Here is a 23,639-nt window from a genome sequence, read left to right as displayed (position 1 = left end):
CGGATGATCTGATCCGGAGTGTGCCGCCGGCGCTTGTTCGTTGCCATGTCGTCATTGATTCTTCCTGCCCGAGCACTCGGGCAACAGAGTCCCACAACGACTGGACCACTACAGGGGGCTCACCTCAGTTCCACCAGACGATGGTGAACAGAATGGCGCAGATGAACACCACGATGTCGCGCCAATTGCCCTGATATGACATGGCCAGTTCCCGGAGCTCGCGGCTCTTGTCCGCCGCGGCGATCAGACCGTCGATGCGCATGTCAATGATCCGCTGGAGCTCCGCGCGACGCTCGACCTGGTCGGCCGGGAGCCGCTCCAGCAGGTCCAGGTCCCTGACGATCGCGTCACGCACGTCGGGCGGACGCAGGTTCCCCGCCGCCAGCCCGAGCAGCGCACCGCCTGCGATCGGCGCGCCCGCCAGGGCGAATTCGGCCATACCGGGCATGAGACTCCTCCGTCATTCCATCAGCGTTGCGGCCACAGTCGCACCGAGATTCCAGCACGCTTCCAAGTCGCTTCTGGTCGGCTTGCCGGAGACGATCACAGTTTCGGCGGCTTTCTCCCACTTGAGCGCACCGGTGATCGCTGCGAGTGCCCGCTCAGCGCCCTCGGTGCCTTCGTTGCCGTGCAGATACATCCCGAACGGCCGGCCCTGCGCCGAATCCAGCAGGGGGTAATACGACTGGTCGAACGCGTGCTTGAGCGCGCCGCTCATGTAACCGAGGTTGGCCGGAGTGCCCAGCAAGTAGCCGTCGGCGGCCAGCATCTCGGCCGGTGAGACCGTCAGCGCTGCACGGCGCAGCACCTCGACACCCTCGATCTCGGGATCCGTCGCGCCGGCGAGCACCGCCTCGAACATCTCGTGGCAGTGGGGCGACGGGGTGTGGTGCACGATCAGCAGCGTCTTGCTCATCGGGCCGACTCCTCGAGCAGTACCGCCTTCTTCATCGTCTCCCGAGCGCGGCCGCGGTCACCGGCGTAGTCGTACGCGCGTGCCAGCCGGTACCAGCGGAGCCAGTTCTCGGGGTCGGCCTCCAGTTCGTCGCGCACCGCGCCGAACAACGCGTCGGCCGCATCGCGTTCGATACGGCCAGACGGCCTTCGCGGCAGGTCGCTGATGTCGAGCTCCATTCCCTGTTCGCGGGCAAGCCGCGCCAGTCTCTGATGTGCCAGACCGGCTTTCAGTGTCGCCACCATCGCCCAGATTCCGATGACGGGCAGGATCAGGATGGCCGCCCCGAGCCCGATCGGCGCCGGCTCCCCCGAGGAGATCAAGATCCACGCCGCCCGCCCGAGCAGGACGAAATACACGACGAGCGCGACGCACATGAAGCCGATCATCAGCTGTGTGCGCAGGGCGCGCGCCCCGTCACTCATGTCAGGTCGAGCAGGGATTCGATGCCGATCGTCAGACCCGGATGTTCCCGGATCTTGCGCACGGCCAACAGCACACCGGGTACGAAGGAGGTGCGGTCGATGCTGTCGTGACGGATGGTCAGCGTCTCTCCGAGCGTGCCGAACAGAACTTCCTGGTGTGCGACCAGGCCGGCGAGCCGCACGGAGTGCACGGGGACGCCGTCGACGTCCGCTCCCCTGGCGCCGTCGAGACCGGTACTGGTGGCATCCGGGTTGGGCGGCATGCCTTTTCGTGCCTCGGCGATGAGGCGGGCGGTCCGCATGGCGGTTCCCGACGGCGCGTCAGCCTTGTGCGGATGGTGCAGTTCGATGACCTCGACCGACTCGAAGTACTTGGCGGCCTGCTGCGCGAAGTGCATCGACAGCACGGCGCCGATCGCGAAGTTCGGCGCGATGAGCACCGAGGCGCCCGGTGTGGCCGCAAGCCATTCCCTGACCTGATCGAGGCGCTCGTCGGTGAAGCCGGTGGTGCCGACGACCGCATGAATCCCGTTGTCGATCAAGAACTTCAGATTGTCCATGACGACACTGGGATGGGTGAAGTCGATGACGACCTCGGTGTCGCTGTCCACGAGCGCGGACAGCGAGTCGCCGGCATCGACACCCGTGGTGAAGGTCAGGTCGTCGGCGGCCTCGACGCCCGCCACCATCGTCGCGCCCACCTTGCCCTTGGCGCCCAGCACTCCCACTCGCATGGGCTCACCCTAGCGTCCCAGCTCAGGCCTCAGGAATTTCGCTCGCCGCCGCTGACTTTGCCGGGTCCCCGCGGTCGATCTGCAGGCGTCGGCGCTGACCTGGGGCGCTCCCAAGGATCAGTTGGTGGTGGGTGGTGGGGGTTGGAAGGGTGTGTACCACTTCCACTGAGCCCGTTCGCCGGACGGCCCACGATAGGGCGCGACTTCGGGTGGGGGTTGGGTCGGGGGACGGGCCAGTGACCCGGGTTCGAGGTGTCGGCCGGTGCTGTCGGTGACTGTGAGCCGCTCGGCGGGTCCGGTGATGGTGAGGACGCCGCGGTGATGCAACCGGTGGTGGTGGGGACAGACCAGCACCAGGTTGTCCAACTCGGTCAGCCCGCCGTCTTCCCAATGCCGGATGTGATGGGCGTGCAACCCCCGCGTGGCCCCACACCCAGGCACCACACACGTGCGATCACGATGCTCCAACGCCCGCCGCAACCGCCGGCTGATCGTGCGGGTCGTGCGCCCGGAACCGATGACCTGCCCATGGCGTTCGAACCACACCTCACACGTGGCATCACAAGACAGATACCGACGATCGGCAGCCGAGAGCGCCGGCCCCAAATGCAGGGAGGCGATGCGGTCTTTGACATCGACATGCATCACCACCGTGGTGTGCTGCCCATGCGGGCGCCGCGCCACCTCAACATCCCAGCCCGCCTTCACCAGCGCCCAGAACGCCGCCACCGTGTCCGGCAACGGCGCCCGCCCCACACCCTCACCGCGATCGCCGGTGTCGTAGCCGCGGTCGGTGATGTCGTGGTCGGTGTCGTGGCCGTCGGCGTGGTCGGTGATGTTGTGGTCGCGTTTCCACTGCGCCACCAACGCCTCGTGATGAGACCGCAGCGCCGTGTCGAACGTCGCCGCCTCATCATGGGGCAACGCGATCCGCCAATAGGTGTACTGCTCATCACTGGTCTTGGTGATCGACGCCCGCGGCGCGGGATCCGGCCTGACCGCGGGTTCAGACCGGGACTCGGCCTCGGCCTCAGAGTCGGATTCAGGGTCCGACTCAGGGTCACAGCCGGATTCGGGGTCACAGCCGGGTTCGGGTTCGGGGCGGGGTTCCTGCTTGACCGCGATACGCAACTGGGCCACCGTCGAATGGGCGGCCAACTCGGCGTAATGATCGTCAGAACCCGCCCCCGCGCCCTCGGCGATCACCCCGACCTGATCCAACGACAGCCGGCCCTCCCGCAAATCCCGGCTACAGCGCGGAAACTCCCCAAGCCGGCGCGCCACCGCCACGATCGTCTCGGCGTTACGAAACGAAGTACCCAACTTCCACGCGATCAACCCCTCCATCGACCGCACACCGGTGAACCCCCACAACCCGGCACCATCGATCTCGGCAGCGATCTGCGCGATACGCCCATCAATGGCGTTGCGCTGACCCGCCAACTCCCCCAACTCCTCGAAAAACGCCTCAAGACGATCAGACTGACCCACCACACCACCAGTGCCAGTACCAGTCGGGACCCTCGAGGACATAACCCCATCCTCCCAGCACCCACCGACAAAAAACGGCCGCGCGAAACCGACTCAGGACGGCCTCTTTTCGCCGAATCGGCAGTAAACAGTCAGTGGTGAAATGACCGGGCCGTGCTGGTTCACTTGCTCTGCCTGTCTTGCTACGAAAAACGACATGCTTGCCGAGGATGCACGGCCTCGACCGGAAGCGCGCGCCCATTCCATACGACTCCGGGTCCGTAAGACGCTGCCACGTTCCACACCCCGGCTAGTCTCATGGGATGACTCGTGGCTTCCGGCGGGCGCCGGCGCTCACCTTGGCTGCTGCATGTGCGTTGACGGGCGGCGTGCTGTCCGCGGCGCCCGCGGCCGCGGCACCGTACGGCAGCAACGGCGTCTTCGGTGTCACCACCCAGCCCCGCGACGGCTGGGCGACCGCGTACATCCCGCCCGGGCACTACCGCGTAGACCAGTCCCCCAGCATGCAGCCTTACCAGAGCCCGCCCGGCCGCTGGTTCCGGTGCAGCGACTTCCCCTGTGCGCCAACATCTCCGGGGAACATCATCGGAATGGGCGCGGCCCTGCGGGACGTGCCGACGTTCGTCGAAATTCTGCCCAGCGACGTGGCCGTTGCGCTGCACAACGTGACGCTGACCCCTGCCTGAGGTTCAGCACACCAGGGCCGGATCGAAGGTGGCCCGCGCAGCGACGGAGGCCGCCGCAGCGGCCACCAGCACCGTGGCATCACCGTCGCGGCCCTTCGGGAGGACGATCTCCGCGCTGTCGGGACCGTCGCGGTGGGCCATCAGCCAGTCGTACAACAACCAGTCCAGCGCGCACGCGACGTCGTAGGGATCGGCATCGGTCTGCGCTGCAGATGAAACCACCTTCTGCATGGCCTCGCAGTGCTCACGGCGTGCGGCGTCCTTGTTGGTGCCCGAGCTGTCGTACAGCAACATCGACAACGTCAGCGGCAACCGGGTGCCCGCCTCGGTGCGCACCACCCAGCGGCCGCCTTTCCACGGCCGGGCATGGTCCACCTGCGCCATCTCGCCGTATCCGCCGACGACACCTGGCTTCGGTTCGTCGAGTTCACCGTCAAGGGGGGCCGGCCCCAGCATGTCCAACGGATGTCGGGCCAGAATCGACATCAGCACTGCGGTGCCGATGATCTGGCCGGCCCTGGAATCCGGCGCGAGTCCGAGACGCTCCACTGCTCGCGCATAGTCCAGGCACGCCCGGTCCACACTGCGATAGAGCTCGCCCAGATCCTGACGGTCCTGAACCGTCGGCCTCCGCCCGCCGCCGAGGAGCTCCCCGAACCGCCGGGAAGCATCGATCAGCGAATCGTCGAGCGCGGACAGATGCGTCGCCACCAACCGGTCGGGTTCGTCGTCCTCGCCGACGAGCACGTGCAGCGTGGTGGGCGCTCCGTCGGATGTCGTCCAGTAGAAACCGATCTGGCCGTCGTCCTGCACGATCAGCGGCCTCAAGATCGTCTCCAGATCATGACGCGGTTGTTGCCCGAGTCCGCAACGGCCAACAGATCGCCGTGCAGGCTCACGCCGTACGGCCAGCAGAGGGTGTCGCGCCCCACCAGCGACCAGCGGTTCTCGCCGTTGGACCCGAAGTCGGGTTGGGCCAGCACATGATCGGCCGGCCGACCCCCGAGCGCCCCCGCCTGCACACCGTCCCACACCAGGATTCGATTGTTGGCCGTGTCCGCCACGACGACGCAGCCACCGTCGAGGTCTATCGCGTACGGGAACCGGAACCTGTCACCGGTGTGCGGGCCATAGGGCCACTCCTGCGCGGTGACGAAATCAGGCTGTCCCAGAACGAGATTCGCGGGAGCATCGGCGGCCGGGTGCGGTGACCAGCCGAGCACGCGATGATCTCCGGCATCGGCGACCAGCAGCAGCTCCGACGTCCCGGCGATCGCATGCGGCCACCGAAAGCTCGCCGGTCCGACCGCCTGGCCCCGGTTCTCCTCCCTGGCACTCGCCGTCGGCTGCCCGAGCACGATGTCCGCCGCCTGCCCCGGTTCCGGGATGCCGCCGCTCCACCCCAACACCCTCCGGTTGCCGGTGTCCGCCACCCAGAACCGGTCACCGAGCCTTGCGAATCCGAAGGGCCAGTAGAAGGTCCCCGCCGAGCAGGCCCGGCCCGCATTGGGTTCCACGGATCCGGCGTCGGGCTGCCCGAGCACCACGTCGGGTGCCACATCGTCGGACTCGGGCACCCGGTTCCAGATCAGCAACCGATGATGCCACGCGTCGGCGACGATCAGCCGGCCGTCGATGATCGCGACGCCGGTCGGCAGGTTCATCCCGCGCTCGGGCCCGCGGCCTCCCGCCGCACGGCCCTCCGAAATCCCGTCCGGCTGACCGAGGACCACATCCGCGTCCTGCTCGTCGCTATCCGGCAGGCCGTGCCAGATCAGGACGCGGTGGTTGCCGGAGTCTGCGACGACGACGTGCTCGTCGTCGACGAAAACCCCACGCGGCGAATACATCCAGGCCATGCTTGGGGTCGCTTGGGGCAACGCCAACCCACCCGGCGCTGGTGCTCCCAGCCAGCGCAGCGGTCGCCAGCCGCCGCTGTTGTCCTCGGCCGGCGGCGCTTCCGGTGAGTGGCCGGCAGGCCGCCCGGCAATGGTGTGCCGCACCGTGTAACGGCTCATCGGCCGGTCCGAACCCAGACATCCCCATCGTCGATCCGCAACGGTAGCTGCTCCAGTTGCACCCCCGGCGCGGACAGGCACTCCCCCGACTCCGCGTCATAGCAGAACCCGTGCCACGGACACGTCAGCGTGCCCGCCGTGGCGTCGAAGACCGCATCGCCGAGCGGCAGCGCCTCGTGGGCGCACTCGTTGTAGAAAGCCGACAGTTTCTGTCCGATGTTGACCACGAGGACGTCGCCGCCGAGGACCCGGATCTCGTCGACGGCGATCGAGTCCACGCGGCCGACGTTCACCCATCCGTCCGCCTCCGCTCTGGGCGGTATCCGCAGCGCCTCGACCGGTATCAGCGTCGGTGTGGCCTCGCCGGACACCACCTCGACCGCCTCCAGATTCGGAACACCCTGCAACAGAGCGGCTTCGACGAGCTCGCGAAGAGTCACCGAGGCCATCGAACAACCGTTGCAGGCCCCTTCGAGCCGGACGAACGCCACGCGGTCGTCGACCCGCACCAGCGTCACGTCCCCACCATGGCTGTGCAGTTGCGGGCGAACGGCGGCCAGCGCCCGCTCGGCCAGCGTCACCGGATCGGGCCGGATGATGCCGTGCAGCGTCAGCAGCATCCGGACCACAGGGTCGTCGACCAGATCGAACAGCAGCGGCCGCGCAGCGTCGTCAGCCCGCATCCGGGCCACGATCGTCGTCAGCCCGGCGCGATGGATTTCCTCCACGGCCGCCTTGAGTTCTTCAGCCGCTGCCCGCGCGGTCGGGTCGAGTTCGGCCAGTGCCGCGACCGCAGCATCGACACGCCTGGCAAGAACCTCGAGATCGGCTGCGCCTGCGTCCACGGCAGTCATCGGGCGCCCTCGCGGGAGATCTCGTCGAGCACGCCGCGCACCGCGCGGACCGATTCGGTGTCCCCGTGCTCCTCGAAAAGGAAGCGCGCCTCGTACAGCCTGGCCTTCGCCTGGTCGAACAGACCGAGATGGGCAAGCACGTTGCCCTGGTTGGCCAGCACCCGTGCGCGCCCGTGCGGGTCGACGTCCCGGTCGCGGGCATCCAGCACGGCCTCGTAGATCTCAACCGCCTCGACAAGGTTCTCCTGGCGGTGACGAGAGGGGCTGTACACCAACGAGTTCGCCAAATTCAGCTGCACGCTCGCCCACCGTTGCGGATGCTCGTCGCGGGTGAACACCGTGAGCGCCTGGCGCAACGACTGCGCGGCGATGCCCAGCCGCAGCTGGCTCGACGCCTCCACCATCGGCATCGTCAGGTAGGCGGTGGCCAGATCGGCGTGACCCGAGGCCCACAGCAGCGGAGCGTCCTCGCAGCGGATCAACTGCAGTGCCGAGTGGTAGTGCGGTATCGCTGAGGGCATCAGCTCAGGTCGGAGCGCGGCCTGCTCGTGCAGCATGCCCGCGGCGGTGAGGTGCAGTTCGGCGCGAGCGACCTTCAGCCCGTCGGCACCGTCGAGCAGCGCAAGTGCCCGGTCCACCCGCGCCAGGGCGGACGGGTCGTCACCGTCGCGGCAGATACCGGCGGCCGCGCCGAGCAGGACGCCGGCCAGCGGTCTGCTCACCGGCGCCGCCGCCTCTGCGGCCGCGTCGAGCAGCTGCACGGCCTTCGCCGGTGCGTCCGCGGCGATCGCTGCCGACGCGGCGGTGGCGAGCACCGCGGCAGCAAGCTCGCCGCCGAGTCCGTCAGCGCCGGGGACCTCGTCACTGCGTCCGAGCGCGAACAACACCACGTCGACGAGCACCCCGAACTCGCCGAGATCTGCGCGTACCGCGTCGGGATCGGCCGAGTCGGGATCGAGAACGAACCGGTTGTAGCGCGCCACGGCATCGTCACCGGCCAGTGCCGCCAGCGCAGCGTCGCGGTCACCGACCAGCGCATGCCGGTGCCCGGCCAGCCGGTCGGGCCACACCTCGGGCAGGCGGCCGGCCAGCAGCGCAGCACGCACCGGGTCGGTGTCGTCGCCGGCGGGGATCAGCAGATAGCCGAGGGGAAGGCCGAACACACCGAGTGGTTGCGGTCGCGCCACCAGGTCCGCGGCGCCTCGCCCGGTCGGTTCAACGGCGGTGTCGGTCACGGCCCTCCCAGGGGACTCATCGCAGATCCCGTTCTGCGGCACGCTTGATCAGATCGGCCGCCAGATCCGCGCGGCGACGGGTGCGGTGCGTGCTGATCCGTCTGCGCACCACCGCGTCGTCGAACACGACGACGACATCGACGGCCCACTGTCCGCGTTCGGGCACCACCACTGCCTCGACGGCACGCGCATTGTCGTCACTCACGAGCATCACCGGTCCAGCCTCGGTTCGTCGCCGAGGGGAATGCGCAACGCCGACTGGTCATCGTCCCAGGATGCGCCCCGAACGCCCGTCATAGCGAGGTCCATGAGCACCTCACGAACCAGAACCGACCGGTCCCCGGCGGGTGTGCGTTGCTTGAGCAGCAGTCCGCCGCTTCGGGGGCCACGCAGCGGGATGAGCCATAAGGCACCGTCACGCACCACCGCGGCCACGGCGTCGGACGGAAACCTCGCGGCCGCGAGCTCGGCGTCCAGCCGCAGATATCCGTCCGCGGTGAACTCGACCGTGACCTCACGCCGGCCGGCGGGACGCAGCGGTGCCAGGTAGTCGCGCTCGACGATGGCCAGGACCTCTTCCATTGCGGTCGCCACCGGTTCCGAGAGGTCGGCCCCCATCTCGACGCTGTCGACCTCGATCAGGAACACGGTGATGTCGGTGGGACACGCGTCGCCCAGCGCCCAGCGCGCGAACGCGATCGCGTGATCCCAGCGGAACGAATGGGTGTGCAAACCCTGCAGCGGCGGCAACTCGGCGAGTTCCGCACCGGGCACCCGGAACGTCGTGCCGGGCGCCGAACCCGTGGCCGCCGCGTCGATGATGACCACCCGTCGAGCACCGTTCATCTGGAATGCGACGTCCATGCCGGCGGTGCCACCGTCGACGAGCTTCGCGCCGTCGGGCACGCCGCGCTCCCACAGGTGGCGGACCAGGACCGGACCGACCCCGTCGTCGCCGCGCAGCAGATTTCCGCAGCCGATCACCAGCAGCTCGCAACCCGGCGGCTGGAGGGATGCCGCCGGGCTGCAAGCTTCGGGATCTGTCCCAGGTGACGCCAGTTCACACCATCCCGTTGATCACGAACTTGCTCAGTTCCCGGCCGGTCTTGCCGTCGTAGGCATGCACCGTGCACACCAGGCAGGAATCGAAACTGCGGGCGACGTGGCCGAGTTCGACCGGATCCTCGGCGTCGACGATCGGGGATCCGACCAGCGCCCGCTCGATCGGGCCGAGCACCTCCGAGCCGTCCCGAGGTCCGATGTTCCACGCGGTGGGAGTGACCACCTGGTAGTTCTTGATCTTGCTGTCCTCGATCACGATCCAGTCCGACAGTGCACCGCGCGCGGCTTCGGTGGAACCGAAACCCTTGCCTTCGGCGTACTCGGTGGGCTTGGTGTAGAAGCTCTCCTTCAGCTCCAACGCATCGAGCCACTGCCGCGTCCACTTGTAGTACTTGGGTGCCTCGTGCATGCGGGCCAGTTGGCGCACCATCACCGACGGGCCGATGGTGTTGTAGATGTCGCCGAACAGCGGGTCGTTGTCCTGATGCGCGGCGGCGTCGGGTCCGGCCGCCGCCATGCGGCGCGCCAGCGGTCCTGCCTCCAACGGGATATTGCCCAGATCCCCCACGGCGTAGCGCGGCGACTTGGCCCAGCTGTACTTGCCCTGCTTGCGTCCCTGCTCGGGGTCGATCGGGATGGTCTCGCCGTCGAACGGGTGCAGTGGCCGGTCGCCCTGGTAGAAGGAGTGCGTGACGTCCTCGCGGACGTTGGCCTGGTCGAACTCGAAGTAACGACCGTCGGCGTACACCCCGGAGCGGCCGATCAATGCTGCGTTGCGGCCGTCGATCGTGGGGTTCTCGTACAGGGACGGCTCGAAATATGTTCCGGTGGCAAGGTAATTGCCCACCCCCTGGCCGTACTTGTCGAGCCCGACGTCCAGGCAGTACCTGATGAAGAACCCGCAGTCGCTGTTGTACTGCGCTTCGTTCTCGTCCACCCAGGCCAGTACGTCGTTCCAGGTCTTGTTTTCCAGCCAGCGGTCCACCGAACAGCCCAGCCACTGGCCTTCCAGCCAGGCATCGTTCCAGTGCTCGAGGATCGCGATGGAACGGGTGACGTCACTGAGCGTGGGGGCGCACATCACCCCGCCCGGAACCATGAAGCTCGAGTGGGGCCATTGCCCGCCGTAGATCGCATACACCTCAACAGGTTTGGAGCTCAACACGACACCGGGTTGGTAGCTGGTGCCGACATACGGCGCGAATCGGCGGACAGCCTCGTCATACAACGCCGACTTCGCATAGTTCTTGTTGGTCAGATCGATGGCGAACAGTGCATAGAAGTAGCGCGGGATCGACTGCAACGTCTCACACGCCTGACAGATGTTGCGCACCAGCGTCGCGTTGTGCGGCATGTGGGTGCGCCACGCGGTGTCCAAGGCATACGCGGACTTGTAGAGATGGCTTCCGCCGCAGATGCCGCAGATGCGCGGGCACACCACCAGTCCCGACTGAGGGTCCTTGCCCTGCAGGATGATCTCGAATCCGCGGAACATCGCCGCCTCGGTCCACGCCGAGGTGACGACCCCGTCCTCGATCGTGACGCGGACGTCGAGGTCACCCTCGACGCGGCCGAGCGGGCTGACGAAGAGATCCAGCTTTGACGCCATATGAAAAGTCCTTCCTCGGACGCGCTAGACCACGAACATGTCTTCTTTGGACCACTGCGGCGCCGCGATCCGCGCGGCCGCCGCCAGGCCCATGTACGTGAGGTGATCGGTTCCCTCGGGAACTTCCTTCGGGATCATGCCGCTGACCTTCTGCGTCTTGAACAGCGTCCCCGGCGCCAGGTCGAAGTGCGGGAACTCCGGTTCGGTGCAGCCGATGCAGGGCATCCCGGCCCGGGTCTTCGACGACTGCCGGTTCCACAGAATCCGGTTGCACGGGGAGTGCGTCATCGGACCGCGGCAGCCGAATTCATAGAACAGGCAACCGGTTCGGGTTCCCTCACCGAACGACAGGGTGGACTGCTTGTACTCGAAGAACTGCACCCGGGTGCAGCCGGTCTGGGTGAACGTCTTGAAGAACGTCTCCGGGCGGTGCAGGTCGTCGAGCGTGATGTCGCCGGCGCGGCCGGTGGCCAGCGCCACCAGGATCTGGGTGATCCAGTCCGGGTGAGCGGGGCAGCCAGGCACATTGATCACCGGGAGGCCCATCTTCGACCGGAAGTCGGGGCCGAGGAAGCCGCCCTTCTCCCGCTTGTGGAACTGCAGTCCGGTGGACCCCGACGGGTTGGGTTCCATCGCGGGGATACCGCCCCAGCAGGCGCAGTCACCGATCGCGACGACGATCTGCGCGGCTCCGGCCAGGTCGGTGACCCAGTCCTTCATCGGGCGGTCGGCGAACATGTCCGTGCGGCCGCCGTAGGCCTGCATGACCGTGCCCTCGAACACGAAGATGTCGAGCGGCCGCTGCCCGTCGGCGCAGTCCCGGAAGACCTTCTGGGCGTTCTCCCCGAGTTCGAGCCCCAGCGACGGGTGCCAGAGGAGATCGAGGCCGAAGTCGACGATCAGGTCGACGACGTTGGGCTCCTCGGCGTTGAGGAACGACATGGTGTTGCCACTACATGCCCCACCCTGGAACCACAGCACCGATGCCATGAGCACTCCTCTCGGTCACCGGAAGCGCAGGCCTCCGGAGCAATCAGTTCCCGAATTCAGTTGTGCGGGACCGCGTTGCGTGCGGTCAGACTCGTCGCCCGAAGGCCCGGGCCACTTCGAGCAGGTAGACGAGACCACGTGTGACGTCGGGATCCCTGGCGGCGCCGCGCAGCGTCTTCCACACCCCACGGACCCCGCGGGGCGACGCCGGCATCGACTGCCGCGCCGACACCAGCGCGTCGCCGAGGGCGGCGACCACGTCGGCGCCCTGCGGCTTGGTCAGTGAGGAGTTCAGCAGCGTGCTGATCGCCGGCGCCGCGTTCACCAGCCCACTCGTCAGAACGGCCAGGCTGGCCGACAACTCGCCGAGGTCACCGGTTTGGCCCTTGAGCTCACCGATCGCCGAGGTCAGGTTCGCGGTGATGTCGTCGCCGCGACGGACGAAACCGTCGAGCCCGGTGACCAGGACTGCCAACAGATCTGCATGCTCGAGCAACGTGTCCAGCGCTTCGGCGACCCGGGGGTCGTCGAGGCGGTCCCGGAGCGCGGCGGACGGTCCGGAGACGGTCGGATCCAGAACGGGAGTTGACGACCCACCGTTGGTGTTCACACTCGACCTCCCTGCCGACTCCCCCGCGCGGAGGGATGAACCTCAACGTACTCAGCCGTCGCGGCCCTGCCTATCGCTTTCGCGCAACCGCTATCAGGATTGCGCAGACATGACTACGCTGAAGCGAGTCCGATGTTTAGGAGACGTTGCCGTGCCGACGCGAATTCCGTTATCCCGCCTCGAAGTTAGCCTTCCCTATCTTGCGCGGAAATAGCGGTCCCGGTGTCGCGGCTGACGCGCTTGGGCTTCATCGACATCAGGCGCACGAGTGATCCGGTCCGTCGGAAGGTGCGTTCGCGCGGGGTGCCGCCGGCGCTCACCGAGCACGAGATCTTCTACACCGAGGACATCAGCAAGGCGAAGCGGCTGATCGGCCGCGCCTTGTCGCCGCTGACGCTGACGGTGGATCCCGCCGACGCCGACGGGTTCGCGGCCACCATGCACGGCATCCGGCTGCGCAACGTCAGCATGCTCTACCTCGACCTGCACGTGCCCGCCTCGATCGACATCCCGGAGTCGGGCCGCTACTACGCGGTGCACATGCCGATGAACGGGGTGGCCACGGTTCACCACCCGTCCTCGACGTTTCAGGCCAGCACGATGCGCTCACTGGTCTCAAGCCCGGGTGTGCCGCTGCGCATCGACCTCGGTGTCGACACCCCGCAACTGCTGATCCGCATCGAGCAGCAGGCGATGGCCGCCCATGTGACCCGGCTGATCGGCCGTAATCTGGCGCGGCCGTTGGTGTTCGAGCCCGAGTTCGACCTGGCCACCGAGGCGGCGATGCGCTGGCACGCGGCGGTTCAGCTCGTGCACACCGAGGTCTACCACGCCGGCTCGCTGATTCAGAAGGGTCGCGCGATCGGGCCGGTCGAGGAACTGGTGATGAGCAGCCTGCTGCACCTCCAACCGTCGAACTACCACGCCGACATCACCCAGCCCTCACCCCCGGATCCCCGCCGCACGGTCATCCAGCAGGCGATGGATTTCATCGACGACCATCTGGCGGAACGCATCACGATGGATTCGCTGGCGACCGCCGTGCACATGAGCGTGCGGTCGATTCAGCAGGGCTTCCGCTCCGAACTCGGCATGTCGCCGATGGCGTTCGTCCGTGAGCGGCGCTTGGAGCGGGTGCACGAGGAACTCGCCGACGCCATCCCGTCCGATGGTGTGACGGTGACCGCGGTGGCCGAGCGCTGGGGTTTCCACCATCTCGGCAGCTTTGCGGTGGAGTACCGGAAACGCTGGGGCGAGGCGCCGTCGGAGACGCTGCGCCGCTGAACCTCAGCAGATCCGTGGAAGTTGCTCCCCCAGTTCACGTTCCACCACCCGGGTGGTGCCGAACGGGGTGCGGGCCACCGCCATGCCGGGATGGTCGGCGACGACGCGCCCGATCACCGCGGCGCCGACGCCCTCGGGGCAACCACGCATCGCGGCGAGGACCGCCTCGGCGTGCTCGGGGGCCACGAACGCCACCATCTTGCCCTCGTTGGCGACCTGCAGCGGATCCAGCCCGAGGAACGAGCAGGCCGACGCCACGGTCTCGGGGACCGGAATGGCCGCCTCGTCGAGGTCCACGCCGACCGATGCGGCCCGGGCGATCTCGACGACCGACGCCACCAGGCCGCCGCGGGTGGGATCGCGCAGCGTGTGCACCGCACCGGGCTCGCCTGCAGCCAGCATCGCGCCCACCAGCCGGTGCAGCGGTGCGCTGTCGGTGGTCACCACGGTGCCGAAGTCGATCCCCTCGCGCACGCTCATGATGGCGACCCCGTGCTCGCCGATGTCACCCGAGACGATCACCACGTCGCCGGGGCGGGCCTGTTCCGGGCCGATCGCGACCCCCGGCGGGACGACTCCCACCCCGGCGGTATTGATGAAAAGCTGGTCGGCACCGCCCTTCCCGACGACCTTGGTGTCACCGGTGACGATGGGAACCCCGGCTTCGGCGGCGGCCCTGCCCATCGTCGCCGCGACGGTGCCGAGCACGTCGATCTCCAGGCCCTCCTCGAGGATGAACCCGGCGGTGATCCCGATCGGTTGCGCTCCGCTGCAGGCCAGATCGTTGATCGTGCCGTTGACCGCGAGGTCGCCGATGTTGCCGCCGGGGAAGAACAGCGGCTGCACGACGTAGGAGTCGGTGGTCAGCGCGATGCGGCCGGCGCCGGTGTCGAGCACCGCCGAATCGCGGCTCGGTCCGGGCTGAGATCCGAACGCCGGCAGGAAGAGGTTTTCGATCAGCTCCTCGGACAGCACGCCACCGCCGCCATGCCCCAGCACCACGCGTCTCGTCTCGCGCAGCGGCAGCGGGCACACCCAGTCGGCGGGGTCGACGGACACGGGCGTGTCAGGCATGCGCTGGCTTCGATGTCGGCGCCGGCGCGCCTCCGGCCGTTTCCAGCCGGCGGAACTGGTAGTACGCGGCACACGCGCCCTCGCTGGACACCATGGTCGCGCCCAGCGGTGTGCGCGGCGTACAGGTGCGGCCGAACGCCGGACACTCGTTGGGCTTGAGCAGCCCCTGCAGGACCTCCCCACTGTGGCACTCGGCGGATTCGGCCACCTGCAGATGCCCGACACCGAACCGCCGCTCGGCGTCGTAGTCCGCATAGCGTGGCGACAGGGTCCATCCGGACCGCGGGATCATGCCGATGCCGCGCCACTGCCGGTCGGTGACCGTGAACACGTCGGCGAGCGTCTGCTTAGCCACCACGTTGCCCTCGGCGCTGACGGCGCGGGGGTAGGCGTTGCGCAGCGCGGGTGTGCCCTCTTCCAGTAGCTCGACCACCTGCCGCACGCCTTCGAGCAGGTCCAGCGGTTCGAAACCGGTGACGACGATGGGCACCCCGAATTGTTCGACCAGGGGCTGATATTCGGCGGTGCCCATGACCGAGCAGACGTGGCCGGCGGCCAGGAAGCCCTGCACGCGGTTCGTCGGTGACGACAGGATCGCGGTGATCGCCGGCGGCACCAGCACATGCGAGACCAGCATCGAGAAGTTGGTCAGCCCGAGTCGCTGGGCGTGCAGCACCGCCATCGCGTTGGCCGGTGCGGTGGTCTCGAACCCGACACCGAAGAACACCACCTGCTTGTCCGGGTTGTCCGCGGCGATCCGGGTGGCGTCCAGTGGGGAGTACACGATGCGGACGTCTCCACCGCGGGCGCGCACGCCGAACAGGTCCTGGCTGCTGCCGGGAACCCGCAGCATGTCGCCGAACGAGCAGAAGATGACGTCCTCGCGCGCCGCGATGGCCAGGGCCCGGTCGATCATCTCCAGCGGCGTGACGCACACCGGGCAGCCCGGGCCGTGGATGAACTCGACCGCTCCGGCCAGCAACTGGTCGATTCCGTTGCGGATGATCGAATGTGTCTGTCCACCGCAGACTTCCATGATGGTCCAGGGCTTCGTGGCCCGACGGCGGATCGCGTCGACCAACACCGCTGCCGCCGCCGGGTCGCGGAACTCGTCGAGATATCTCATGCCGGGTCCCTCCTGCCCACCGGCTGCTCGCCGGCCAGTTCCTCGTCGAGGACGCCGAGCTCGGCGAACATGCGCAGCGTCTCGTGGGCCGACACCTCATCCAGTCGGGCGATCGCGAACCCGGCGTGCACGATCGTGTACTCGCCGACCTCCATGTCAGGGAGGTAGGCCAGGCACACCGTCTTGGTGGTGCCGCCGAACTCGACCGTGGACATCCGTGTCCCGGCCTCCTCCCAGATCTCGATCACCTTGCCGGGGATTCCGAGGCACATGGACCGCTCCTTTCCCGAAACATCCTTTGCGAGAGCGTTGCCGCTGCGACAGCCGCCTGCCCCAACGCCAGTCCGCCGTCATTGCACGGCACCACCCGGTGGGTGAGCACTTCCAGCCCGCGCGCGCGGAGGCCGCGGGTGATTCCGGCCAGCAGCCTGCGGTTGGCGAACACCCCGCCGGTCAGCCCGATGGTCGGGATACCCGCGGCCACCGCGGCGTCGCCCGCGGCCCGCACCGTCGCGCGCACGACGGCGTCGTGAAACGCCATGGCCAGATCGGCGGTGGGCACCCCGCGGCGCACCCCGTCGACCAACGCGGTGATCACCGGTGCCGGGTCGAGGACTCCGGCGGTCACCTCGAAGTCGACGGCCCGCCAGGGACGCCCGGCACGGGCCCGGTGCTCCAGCTCGATCGCGGCCTGACCTTCGTAGCTGACCTGCCGGCACACCCCGAGAAGGCTGGACACCGCATCGAAGAGCCGCCCCATGCTTGTGGTGGGCACGCATCCCACGCCGCGCCGCAGTTGCTGGGTGAGGATGTGCAGGCCGGCTGCGCCGAGGGCGGCCACCGGCGGGAGATCGTCGGACGCCTCGATCCCGGCCCGGTCGAGCAGGTCCAGCGCGATGCGCGCGGGTTGGCGCACCGCTCCTTCGCCACCCGGCAGCGCGAACGGTGCCAGGTGGCCGACCCGGGTGAAGCGAGCCGGATCGCGGACTGCGAGCAGCTCGCCACCCCAGATCGTGCCGTCGGTGCCGAAACCGGTGCCGTCGTAGGTGACCGCGATGATCGGCTCGCCGAGCCTGCGGTGTTCGGCGAGCAGCGAGACGACGTGTGCGTGGTGGTGCTGCACGGCCAGGAGCCGATCGCCCCGCCGTTGGGCCCACCGCGTGGTCGCGTACTGCGGGTGCAGGTCGTGCGCGAGCACGGTGGGCGCACTGCCGGTGAGAAAACCCAGGTGATCCACCGCGGCCGCGAAGCAGTCCTGGGTGCGCGGGTCGGCCATGTCGCCCAGGTGCGACGACAGATGTGCGCGGCCGTGCCTGCCTGTCAACGCGAATGTGGTCTTGATGTCACCGCCCGTGGCGAGGATCACCGGCAGGTCGTCGGGCTCGCCGGAACCGATGGACACCGGAAGTGGCGCGTAGCCGCGAGAGCGCCTCAGCGGGACCTCGTTTCCGTCATCGTCGATGCTCACCACGGAGTCTTCGCAGGGCACGTGAATCGGCCGGTCGTGGGTCAACACCGCATCGGCGAGGCCGTCGATCCAATCCAGGTCACCGTCGCGGAACACGATCGGCGAACCGCCCTGGTTGGCCGAGGTCATCACCAGTGCCGGCATGTCGGGCTCGGCGAACAGCAGGTGGTGCACCGGCGAGTAGGCCAGCATGACGCCCAGCTCGGTCAGGTTCGGCGCGACGTGGATGCTGACCGCTCCGGCCCGTGCCGGCAGCAGCACGATCGGGGCGGCCGCCGACGTCAGCGACCGAGCGGCGGCATCGTCGACATGGCAGATTCGGCGCGCCGCCTCGATGTCGGCGGCCATCACCGCGAAGGGCTTGGCAGGCCGGTTCTTTCGTCGTCGCAGCCGCGCGACAGCATCGTCGTCATCGGCACGGCAGGCGAGGTGGTAACCGCCCACGCCCTTGACCGCGACGATCAGGCCCGCGCGCAGCGCCGCGGCGGCCGACTCGACCGCACCGCCGTGCGGGCCCGGACCATGCCACGACAATGTCGGCCCACATTCGGGACAGGCGATGGTCTGCGCGTGATAGCGACGGTCGGCCGGGTCACCGTACTCGGCGGCGCATGACGGGCACATTGCGAACCCCGCCATCGTGGTGGTGGGGCGGTCGTAGGGCACATCGGTGATCACCGTGTACCGCGGTCCGCAGTTGGTGCAGGTGATGAACGGATGGCGGTGGCGCCGGTCGGCGGGGTCGAACAACTCGCGCAGGCAGTCTGCGCAGGTGGCGATGTCGGGTGACACCAGCGTGCGGTCACCGTCGTCACCGGACGGCGTGCTGTCGAGGATGCGGAAAACCGTCTCCCCGAGCGCCGGACGCATCTCGGTGGCGAACGAGTCGACACACGCCAGCGGCGGCGGGGCGTCGCGAAGGGTTCGGACCGCCACGTCGACGCGGGGTCCGGGACCCTCCAGTTCGCACCGGACAGCGCGCGCGTCGTTGAGAACAAAACCGGCCAACCGGTTCTGCGCGGCGATCCGCGCGACGGCGGGCCGGAAGCCCACACCCTGGACCACTCCGGTGATGGTCAACCGCACCCGCACGGTGTCACTCGGCACGGGCACCGCCGTGTTCTCCGAACGAGCGCTCATGGGCGCGGTCTCCTCTGAACTACAGCCGTCCTGCGTCCCTGGGCTGAGAGCGCAGACCGGTGTCGCCAGGTTAGCCCCGGCAACAGGTCACAACAATCGCAATCTCGCACAAGATGTCTGCGCGTTTCCGATGCCCGTGCGGGCTTATCCTTCGATCTGTGCACGAGTTGTCGTTATGTCACGCCATCGCCGGCGTGGTGAAGACGCATGCCGCCGGCCGTCGGGTCGATGTGGTGCGGGTGCGGGTGGGCGCGCTGCGCCAGGTGGTGCCCGACTCGCTCCTGTTCTGCTGGACGATCGTCCGTGAGCACGAGCACCTCGGCGACGCCGAACTGGAGCTCGAACGGGTACCCGCGGCGGTGGATTGCCGCGGCTGCGGACGGCAGTCCGAGATCGCCTCCCGGTGGTCGGTCTGCTGTCCCTCATGCGGCAGCGGGGATGTCGCCGTGGTGCGCGGCGACGAGTTCCTGGTGACCTCGATCGACGTGGCCTCCGAGGTCGGGCATGGGTAGGTTCCACCGCCATGACGACGGGACGGCGCACACCCACGACCATGACGGCAGCCCTTCCCACGACCACGGTGACCACAGCGGCTACCACACCGCCGCCGAGCGTGTCGACGTGCTGGAGGCCATCTTCTCCGAGAACGACCTGCGTGCCGCGGCGAACCGAAATGCCTTCGAAGAAAACGGGATCCGTGCGCTGAACCTGATGAGCTCGCCCGGATCGGGCAAGACCAGCCTGCTCGCGGTCACACTTGACGAGCTGGTCGGCGAGATCGCGATCGGTGTCATCGAAGGTGACATCGCCACCGACCTGGATGCCGCAAGGCTTGAAGGTCGGGGCGCGCAGATCTCACTCCTGAACACCGACAACGGTTTCGGCGGTGAGTGCCATCTCGATGCCCCGATGGTGCACCGGGCACTGGCCGGCCTCAATCTTGCCGGTCTCGACCTGGTCGTCATCGAGAATGTCGGAAACCTGGTGTGTCCCGCCGAATTCGACGTGGGCGAGCACGCGAAGGTGATGGTGTACTCACTGACCGAGGGCGAGGACAAGCCGCTGAAGTACCCGGTGATGTTCCGCGCCGTCGATGTGGTGCTGCTGAACAAGATCGACCTGGCGCCCTACCTGGACGCAGACGTCGCGACCTACACGGAGCGGATCCGGCAGGTCAACCCCACGGCCACGGTGCTGCCGGTGAGCGCGAAGACAGGCGAGGGCATGTCCGAGTGGTACCGGTGGCTACGGGCCTTCGCCAAGGACTGATGCTCACAGCGGCGAGGCGCCGCGCAGGTGCTCGAAGATCAGCGACGTCTGCGTGCCCGCGACGTCGGCGTCGGCGTTGAGATTCTCCACCACGAACGCCCGCAGGTCGTCGGTGTCACGGGCGGCCACATGCAGGATGAAGTCGTCGGCACCGGCCAGGAAATACACGTCCATCACCTGCGGCTTGCTGCGGATCTGCTGAATGAAGTTGCGGATCTTGCCGCGCGCAGTGAACTGCAGGCTGACCGAGATCATCGCCTGAAGTGTCAGCCCGATCGCCGCCGGATCGATGTCGGCGTAGAACCCGCGGATCACCCCCAGCTCCTGCAGGCGACGCACCCGGCCGTGGCAGGTCGACGGCGCGATGCCGACGAGTTCGGCCAGCGCACTGTTGGAGATACGCGCGTCCGAGTGCAGCGCGGTGAGGATCCGCCGGTCGATGTCGTCGACGGCGGCCCGAACATCCTTCGACGACACGGGCCCTTCCCCACGATAACCCGATGATTCTGCGGCCATAGCCCGATTCTAACGAATCTTCGACAAGAAGATTGCCAACAATCCGCTGTTTCTTCACACTTTGTCTAGCCAGTCATCACAGCGAGGAGCGATCATGCGCGTCGGCATCCCGACGGAGATCAAGAACAACGAGTACCGGGTCGCGGTCACCCCGGCAGGGGTTGCGGAGTTGGTGCGACGCGGGCACGAGGTCCTCATCCAGTCCGGGGCGGGTGACGGATCGGCGATCTCGGACGCCGACTTCAAGCGCGCCGGCGCACAGCTGGTCACCGGCGCCGACGAGGTGTGGGCCGAGGCCGAACTGCTGCTCAAGGTCAAAGAACCGATCGAAGCCGAGTACTCGCGGATGCGCGAAGGCCAGACCCTGTTCACCTACCTGCACCTGGCGGCGTCCAGGTCGTGCACTGACGCGCTCATGGCCTCACGCACCACGTCGATCGCCTACGAAACCGTCCAGACGGCCGACGGTGCGCTGCCGTTGCTCGCGCCGATGAGCGAGGTGGCGGGGCGACTCTCCGCGCAGGTGGGTGCCTATCACCTGATGCGCACCCAGGGCGGCCGCGGCGTCCTGATGGGCGGCGTCCCCGGTGTCGCGCCGGCCAAGGTCGTGGTCATCGGCGGTGGCATGGCCGGCGACAATGCCGCCGCCGTGGCCTGGGGCATGGGCGCGCACGTCACCGTGTTCGACCTCAACGTCAACACACTGCGCAAGATCGACGCCGAGTACGGCGGCGCCATCGAGACCCGTTACTCATCGAGGCTCGACCTGGAGGATGCGGTCAAGCAGGCCGACCTGGTGATCGGCGCGGTCCTGGTGCCCGGCCACAAGGCCCCCAAGCTCGTCACCAATTCGACGGTGGCGGCGATGAAGCCGGGTGCGGTCCTTGTCGACATCGCCATCGACCAGGGCGGCTGCTTCGAGGATTCCCGCCCCACCACCCACGACGATCCGACGTTCACGGTGCACGACACGGTGTTCTACTGCGTGGCCAACATGCCCGGCGCGGTGCCGCGTACGTCGACGTGGGCGCTGACCAACGCCACGATGCCCTACGTGCTCAAGATCGCCGACAAGGGCTGGCGGGATGCCTGCCGCGCCGATGCCGCGCTGGCGAATGGGCTCTCGACCCATGAGGGCGCGCTGCTGTCCGATGAGGTGGCCGCCGATCTCGATCTGCCCTACACCGATCCGGCCGACGTCCTGGCCTGAGGACATCAGTCGAACAGGTCACCGTCGACGTAGAACCACCGGCCGGCGCGCACCGCGAACCGGGACCGCTCGTGCAGGGCCCCGGTTCCGTGGTGGGCGAGGAACTCCACTTCGCCGGTCTGGTCACCGGGTCGGCCTGCGACGAAGTCGACCACCTCCAGCCGCGTCCACGTCACCGTGGCATCGTCGGCGATGCCGTCTGGTCGCGTGCGCGGATGCCACGTCCGCCAGATGTAGTCGGCCTCACCCGCGACGTACGCGCTGTAGCGCGACCTCATGAGCTGTTCGGCGGTCTGCGCCTGCCGCTCCCCTTGATGGAGCGGCAGGCAGCAGCGTCCGTACGGGTCACCGCTGCCACAGGGGCAGTCCTGGTCAGCTCGCATGGTCACAGTGTGCCTGATTTGACGGGTGTCAAGTACGATCGGCGGCATGGTTGCGCTGACCGACGTGCTCACCGACGTTCCGACCACCACCGCCGGGGCGCTGGAGCTCTTCGACTCCTGCCCTGCCATCGAGACCGACTTCATGCTCGGCACCTGGCACGGTGTGGAACTGCCGACCGGCCATCGACTGGACGGGCTGCTGGCCGCCAGCGGCTGGTGGGGCAAACACTTCAAGGACTGCGAAACAGTCCACCCGTTGCTCTTCCCCACCGCCGACGGCACCGGCCTGTGGCCGCTGAACCCGGTGCTGGCGTTCGCCGGCCTCGGAGCGGCCGCCAGGCTGCCCGCACTCGGGAGCCGCGGCTTCGCGGGCGTCATCACCGCGCTCAAACCCGCCCTCCGGGCGCGGGGGCCCAAGGCCAGGCTGCGCACCACCCGCTACCGCGGCGTGGACACCGCCACGATGATCTACGACCAGCTACCGGTCAACGACGTGTTCCGCTCGATCGACGACCGAACCGTGCTGGGCGCGATGGATCTGCGCGGTATCAGGACGCCGTATTTCTTTGTGCTGCAACGCGACAACTCGCTGCGACTAACCTAGTTCGGACAGCGCCAGCGCTGCCAGCTCACCGATGAGCGGGCGCAGACTCGGGGCGTCGGGGTCATCGATCGCGGACCTGGTCATCAGCGACAGCAGCACCTGCTGCCCGGCAGGACCGTACGCCACGCCGACATCGTTGGTGGTGCCGTAATCCCCGCTACCCGTCTTGTCCGCGCTGGTGTATCCGGCGGGCAGGCCCGCGCGCATGCTCGAGGTCTGATTGGCCAGCATCCAGTCCAGGAGCTGTCGGCGGGTCGGCGGATTCAGCACGTCGCCGGTCAGGATGTTGCGGTAACCGTCACCCAGCGCACGCGGCGTGCTGGTGTCCCTCGGATCCCCCGGCAGCGCGGAATTCAACTCGACCTCCCAGCGGTCCAACCGCGTGCGGTGGTCGCCGATGCTGCGTGCGAACACGGTGATCGCCTGCGGGCCGCCCAGCACGCGCAGCAGACCGTTGGCCGCTGCGTTGTCGCTCTGCTGCAGCGCGGCCTGACACAACTCGGCCAACGACATCGACGTCCCCACCCGCGGCTCGGTCACCGGCGAATGGGGACGGATGTCCCCGGGCTCGATCGGGATCGCGTCGTTGAGCGTCAGCTCACCCGTCTGGGTCCGCTGCAGCACCGCCGCCGCGGCGTAGGCCTTGAACGTCGAGCACATCGCGAAAGGTTCGTCAGCACCGAACTCGATACCCCGCTGCGTGTCCAGATCCAGTGCATACAAACCGATCTGAGCGTTGTGTCGCTGTCCGAGCGCCTCTATGCGTTGGTCCAGCGGAGGCAGCGGCTCGACCGGGTCGGCGAGAACGGTCTGCGGGGAACACGCGGCCAATGCCACCAGTGACACCCCGCCGAACAACACGTGTCGTCGGGAGAATTCCGTCATCGGGAGCCAGG

General features: G+C 68.0%; 26 protein-coding genes and 1 pseudogene. 6 read left to right on the top strand and 21 right to left on the bottom strand.

Features of this window, described 5'->3' with window-relative positions:
- Positions 1 to 127: 127 nt before the first annotated feature.
- The 5 genes and pseudogenes from ACXMYJ_RS21225 to ACXMYJ_RS21205 all read right to left on the bottom strand — a co-directional run.
- Positions 128 to 448, bottom strand: a pseudogene (locus tag ACXMYJ_RS21225) (hypothetical protein); the annotation flags it as partial.
- A 12-nt stretch (positions 449 to 460) separates the two neighbouring features.
- Positions 461 to 916, bottom strand: coding sequence for a flavodoxin family protein (locus ACXMYJ_RS21220; RefSeq protein WP_460358762.1), 456 nt, complete (start codon positions 914 to 916; stop codon positions 461 to 463).
- Positions 913 to 1,380 (bottom strand): hypothetical protein, encoded by a 468-nt coding sequence (locus ACXMYJ_RS21215; RefSeq protein WP_260751626.1) that lies wholly within the window; start codon positions 1,378 to 1,380, stop codon positions 913 to 915. Before ACXMYJ_RS21215 ends, ACXMYJ_RS21220 begins: the two co-directional genes overlap by 4 nt.
- A complete protein-coding gene (dapB, locus tag ACXMYJ_RS21210; protein ID WP_260751625.1) occupies positions 1,377 to 2,114 on the bottom strand; it encodes a 4-hydroxy-tetrahydrodipicolinate reductase in 738 nt (245 codons plus the stop codon). Before dapB ends, ACXMYJ_RS21215 begins: the two co-directional genes overlap by 4 nt.
- 117 nt (positions 2,115 to 2,231) lie before the next feature.
- On the bottom strand, positions 2,232 to 3,647 hold the full coding sequence (locus ACXMYJ_RS21205) for an HNH endonuclease signature motif containing protein (protein WP_260751622.1): 1,416 nt from the start codon (positions 3,645 to 3,647) through the stop codon (positions 2,232 to 2,234).
- Between the two features lie 260 nt (positions 3,648 to 3,907).
- Between ACXMYJ_RS21205 and ACXMYJ_RS21200 the strand changes: the two genes are divergently transcribed.
- Positions 3,908 to 4,291: a hypothetical protein gene (locus ACXMYJ_RS21200; protein WP_260751620.1), complete on the top strand. Its 384-nt coding sequence runs from the start codon at positions 3,908 to 3,910 to the stop codon at positions 4,289 to 4,291.
- 3 nt (positions 4,292 to 4,294) lie between these two features.
- On the opposite strand, the gene ACXMYJ_RS21195 is transcribed toward ACXMYJ_RS21200, so the two are convergent.
- The 9 genes from ACXMYJ_RS21195 to ACXMYJ_RS21155 form a co-directional block, all read right to left on the bottom strand.
- Positions 4,295 to 5,119 (bottom strand): hypothetical protein, encoded by an 825-nt coding sequence (locus ACXMYJ_RS21195; protein WP_222881202.1) that lies wholly within the window; start codon positions 5,117 to 5,119, stop codon positions 4,295 to 4,297.
- Entirely contained in the window at positions 5,116 to 6,309 is a 1,194-nt protein-coding gene (locus ACXMYJ_RS21190) for an NHL repeat-containing protein (RefSeq protein WP_222881201.1), read from the bottom strand. Before ACXMYJ_RS21190 ends, ACXMYJ_RS21195 begins: the two co-directional genes overlap by 4 nt.
- Positions 6,306 to 7,163, bottom strand: a complete 858-nt coding sequence (locus ACXMYJ_RS21185; protein WP_260751618.1) for a NifU family protein — start codon at positions 7,161 to 7,163, stop codon at positions 6,306 to 6,308. Before ACXMYJ_RS21185 ends, ACXMYJ_RS21190 begins: the two co-directional genes overlap by 4 nt.
- Positions 7,160 to 8,398: a tetratricopeptide repeat protein gene (locus ACXMYJ_RS21180; RefSeq protein WP_260751617.1), complete on the bottom strand. Its 1,239-nt coding sequence runs from the start codon at positions 8,396 to 8,398 to the stop codon at positions 7,160 to 7,162. Before ACXMYJ_RS21180 ends, ACXMYJ_RS21185 begins: the two co-directional genes overlap by 4 nt.
- 16 nt (positions 8,399 to 8,414) lie before the next feature.
- Positions 8,415 to 8,609 (bottom strand): hypothetical protein, encoded by a 195-nt coding sequence (locus ACXMYJ_RS21175; protein ID WP_260758059.1) that lies wholly within the window; start codon positions 8,607 to 8,609, stop codon positions 8,415 to 8,417.
- A complete protein-coding gene (locus ACXMYJ_RS21170; RefSeq protein WP_222881198.1) occupies positions 8,609 to 9,382 on the bottom strand; it encodes a hydrogenase maturation protease in 774 nt (257 codons plus the stop codon). The genes ACXMYJ_RS21175 and ACXMYJ_RS21170 overlap by 1 nt, the downstream gene beginning before the upstream one ends.
- A 76-nt stretch (positions 9,383 to 9,458) precedes the next feature.
- Positions 9,459 to 11,069, bottom strand: coding sequence for a nickel-dependent hydrogenase large subunit (locus ACXMYJ_RS21165; RefSeq protein ID WP_460358759.1), 1,611 nt, complete (start codon positions 11,067 to 11,069; stop codon positions 9,459 to 9,461).
- A 24-nt stretch (positions 11,070 to 11,093) separates the two neighbouring features.
- Positions 11,094 to 12,059: an NADH-quinone oxidoreductase subunit B family protein gene (locus ACXMYJ_RS21160; RefSeq protein ID WP_222881197.1), complete on the bottom strand. Its 966-nt coding sequence runs from the start codon at positions 12,057 to 12,059 to the stop codon at positions 11,094 to 11,096.
- Between the two features lie 85 nt (positions 12,060 to 12,144).
- Positions 12,145 to 12,669, bottom strand: coding sequence for a DUF1641 domain-containing protein (locus ACXMYJ_RS21155; RefSeq protein WP_222881196.1), 525 nt, complete (start codon positions 12,667 to 12,669; stop codon positions 12,145 to 12,147).
- A 288-nt stretch (positions 12,670 to 12,957) separates the two neighbouring features.
- Here ACXMYJ_RS21155 and ACXMYJ_RS21150 point away from each other — a divergent pair, with 288 nt between their 5' ends.
- Positions 12,958 to 13,953: an AraC family transcriptional regulator gene (locus ACXMYJ_RS21150; RefSeq protein WP_260751612.1), complete on the top strand. Its 996-nt coding sequence runs from the start codon at positions 12,958 to 12,960 to the stop codon at positions 13,951 to 13,953.
- Positions 13,954 to 13,956: 3 nt separating this feature from the next.
- Here ACXMYJ_RS21150 and hypE read toward each other — a convergent pair whose 3' ends face one another.
- From hypE to hypF, 4 genes are read right to left on the bottom strand one after another with little or no spacing between them, the layout of a single operon-like run.
- Positions 13,957 to 15,027: a hydrogenase expression/formation protein HypE gene (gene hypE / locus ACXMYJ_RS21145; RefSeq protein ID WP_460358758.1), complete on the bottom strand. Its 1,071-nt coding sequence runs from the start codon at positions 15,025 to 15,027 to the stop codon at positions 13,957 to 13,959.
- Positions 15,020 to 16,153, bottom strand: coding sequence for a hydrogenase formation protein HypD (gene hypD / locus ACXMYJ_RS21140; RefSeq protein WP_260751609.1), 1,134 nt, complete (start codon positions 16,151 to 16,153; stop codon positions 15,020 to 15,022). The genes hypE and hypD overlap by 8 nt, the downstream gene beginning before the upstream one ends.
- Positions 16,150 to 16,425 carry a HypC/HybG/HupF family hydrogenase formation chaperone gene (locus ACXMYJ_RS21135; protein WP_222881192.1) on the bottom strand — a complete coding sequence of 92 codons (276 nt, stop codon included), beginning with the start codon at positions 16,423 to 16,425 and terminating at the stop codon, positions 16,150 to 16,152. The genes hypD and ACXMYJ_RS21135 overlap by 4 nt, the downstream gene beginning before the upstream one ends.
- Positions 16,398 to 18,761, bottom strand: a complete 2,364-nt coding sequence (hypF, locus tag ACXMYJ_RS21130) for a carbamoyltransferase HypF (RefSeq protein ID WP_260751606.1) — start codon at positions 18,759 to 18,761, stop codon at positions 16,398 to 16,400. The genes ACXMYJ_RS21135 and hypF overlap by 28 nt, the downstream gene beginning before the upstream one ends.
- A 158-nt stretch (positions 18,762 to 18,919) precedes the next feature.
- On the opposite strand from hypF, the gene ACXMYJ_RS21125 reads away from it, so the two are divergent.
- Both ACXMYJ_RS21125 and hypB read left to right on the top strand, forming a co-directional pair.
- On the top strand, positions 18,920 to 19,273 hold the full coding sequence (locus ACXMYJ_RS21125; protein ID WP_260751605.1) for a hydrogenase maturation nickel metallochaperone HypA: 354 nt from the start codon (positions 18,920 to 18,922) through the stop codon (positions 19,271 to 19,273).
- Positions 19,266 to 20,030 carry a hydrogenase nickel incorporation protein HypB gene (hypB, locus tag ACXMYJ_RS21120; RefSeq protein ID WP_011779583.1) on the top strand — a complete coding sequence of 255 codons (765 nt, stop codon included), beginning with the start codon at positions 19,266 to 19,268 and terminating at the stop codon, positions 20,028 to 20,030. The genes ACXMYJ_RS21125 and hypB overlap by 8 nt, the downstream gene beginning before the upstream one ends.
- 3 nt (positions 20,031 to 20,033) lie before the next feature.
- Here hypB and aldR read toward each other — a convergent pair whose 3' ends face one another.
- Positions 20,034 to 20,546: an HTH-type transcriptional regulator AldR gene (gene aldR, locus ACXMYJ_RS21115; RefSeq protein WP_041306267.1), complete on the bottom strand. Its 513-nt coding sequence runs from the start codon at positions 20,544 to 20,546 to the stop codon at positions 20,034 to 20,036.
- Between the two features lie 94 nt (positions 20,547 to 20,640).
- Here aldR and ald point away from each other — a divergent pair, with 94 nt between their 5' ends.
- Positions 20,641 to 21,756: an alanine dehydrogenase gene (ald, locus tag ACXMYJ_RS21110; protein WP_260751603.1), complete on the top strand. Its 1,116-nt coding sequence runs from the start codon at positions 20,641 to 20,643 to the stop codon at positions 21,754 to 21,756.
- 5 nt (positions 21,757 to 21,761) lie between these two features.
- On the opposite strand, the gene ACXMYJ_RS21105 is transcribed toward ald, so the two are convergent.
- On the bottom strand, positions 21,762 to 22,139 hold the full coding sequence (locus ACXMYJ_RS21105; RefSeq protein ID WP_260751602.1) for a YchJ family protein: 378 nt from the start codon (positions 22,137 to 22,139) through the stop codon (positions 21,762 to 21,764).
- 46 nt (positions 22,140 to 22,185) lie between these two features.
- On the opposite strand from ACXMYJ_RS21105, the gene ACXMYJ_RS21100 reads away from it, so the two are divergent.
- Positions 22,186 to 22,743: a DUF4334 domain-containing protein gene (locus tag ACXMYJ_RS21100; protein ID WP_041306264.1), complete on the top strand. Its 558-nt coding sequence runs from the start codon at positions 22,186 to 22,188 to the stop codon at positions 22,741 to 22,743.
- Here the strand turns inward: ACXMYJ_RS21100 and bla are convergent.
- Positions 22,735 to 23,628: a class A beta-lactamase gene (gene bla / locus ACXMYJ_RS21095; protein ID WP_260751601.1), complete on the bottom strand. Its 894-nt coding sequence runs from the start codon at positions 23,626 to 23,628 to the stop codon at positions 22,735 to 22,737. The two genes, ACXMYJ_RS21100 and bla, sit on opposite strands and share 9 nt — an antisense overlap.
- Positions 23,629 to 23,639: the final 11 nt, after the last annotated feature.

It is taken from the genome of Mycobacterium sp. ZZG (assembly GCF_054786995.1).
This window is presented reverse-complemented; position numbering and strand designations above follow the sequence as displayed.

Bases quoted from the DNA above. Each gene is read 5' to 3' on its own strand.
- ACXMYJ_RS21205 (WP_260751622.1), bottom strand. From the start codon at position 3,647: ATGTCCTCGAGGGTCCCGACTGGTACTGGCACTGGTGGTGTGGTGGGT.
- ACXMYJ_RS21100 (WP_041306264.1), top strand. From the start codon at position 22,186: ATGGTTGCGCTGACCGACGTGCTCACCGACGTTCCGACCACCACCGCC.
- ACXMYJ_RS21200 (WP_260751620.1), top strand. From the start codon at position 3,908: ATGACTCGTGGCTTCCGGCGGGCGCCGGCGCTCACCTTGGCTGCTGCA.
- bla (WP_260751601.1), bottom strand. From the start codon at position 23,628: ATGACGGAATTCTCCCGACGACACGTGTTGTTCGGCGGGGTGTCACTG.
- ACXMYJ_RS21160 (WP_222881197.1), bottom strand. From the start codon at position 12,059: ATGGCATCGGTGCTGTGGTTCCAGGGTGGGGCATGTAGTGGCAACACC.
- ACXMYJ_RS21185 (WP_260751618.1), bottom strand. From the start codon at position 7,163: ATGACTGCCGTGGACGCAGGCGCAGCCGATCTCGAGGTTCTTGCCAGG.
- ACXMYJ_RS21175 (WP_260758059.1), bottom strand. From the start codon at position 8,609: ATGCTCGTGAGTGACGACAATGCGCGTGCCGTCGAGGCAGTGGTGGTG.
- ACXMYJ_RS21190 (WP_222881201.1), bottom strand. From the start codon at position 6,309: ATGAGCCGTTACACGGTGCGGCACACCATTGCCGGGCGGCCTGCCGGC.
- hypB (WP_011779583.1), top strand. From the start codon at position 19,266: ATGGGTAGGTTCCACCGCCATGACGACGGGACGGCGCACACCCACGAC.
- hypF (WP_260751606.1), bottom strand. From the start codon at position 18,761: ATGAGCGCTCGTTCGGAGAACACGGCGGTGCCCGTGCCGAGTGACACC.
- ACXMYJ_RS21135 (WP_222881192.1), bottom strand. From the start codon at position 16,425: ATGTGCCTCGGAATCCCCGGCAAGGTGATCGAGATCTGGGAGGAGGCC.
- ald (WP_260751603.1), top strand. From the start codon at position 20,641: ATGCGCGTCGGCATCCCGACGGAGATCAAGAACAACGAGTACCGGGTC.
- ACXMYJ_RS21220 (WP_460358762.1), bottom strand. From the start codon at position 916: ATGAGCAAGACGCTGCTGATCGTGCACCACACCCCGTCGCCCCACTGC.
- hypE (WP_460358758.1), bottom strand. From the start codon at position 15,027: ATGCCTGACACGCCCGTGTCCGTCGACCCCGCCGACTGGGTGTGCCCG.
- dapB (WP_260751625.1), bottom strand. From the start codon at position 2,114: ATGCGAGTGGGAGTGCTGGGCGCCAAGGGCAAGGTGGGCGCGACGATG.
- hypD (WP_260751609.1), bottom strand. From the start codon at position 16,153: ATGAGATATCTCGACGAGTTCCGCGACCCGGCGGCGGCAGCGGTGTTG.
- ACXMYJ_RS21215 (WP_260751626.1), bottom strand. From the start codon at position 1,380: ATGAGTGACGGGGCGCGCGCCCTGCGCACACAGCTGATGATCGGCTTC.
- aldR (WP_041306267.1), bottom strand. From the start codon at position 20,546: ATGGCCGCAGAATCATCGGGTTATCGTGGGGAAGGGCCCGTGTCGTCG.
- ACXMYJ_RS21105 (WP_260751602.1), bottom strand. From the start codon at position 22,139: ATGCGAGCTGACCAGGACTGCCCCTGTGGCAGCGGTGACCCGTACGGA.
- ACXMYJ_RS21165 (WP_460358759.1), bottom strand. From the start codon at position 11,069: ATGGCGTCAAAGCTGGATCTCTTCGTCAGCCCGCTCGGCCGCGTCGAG.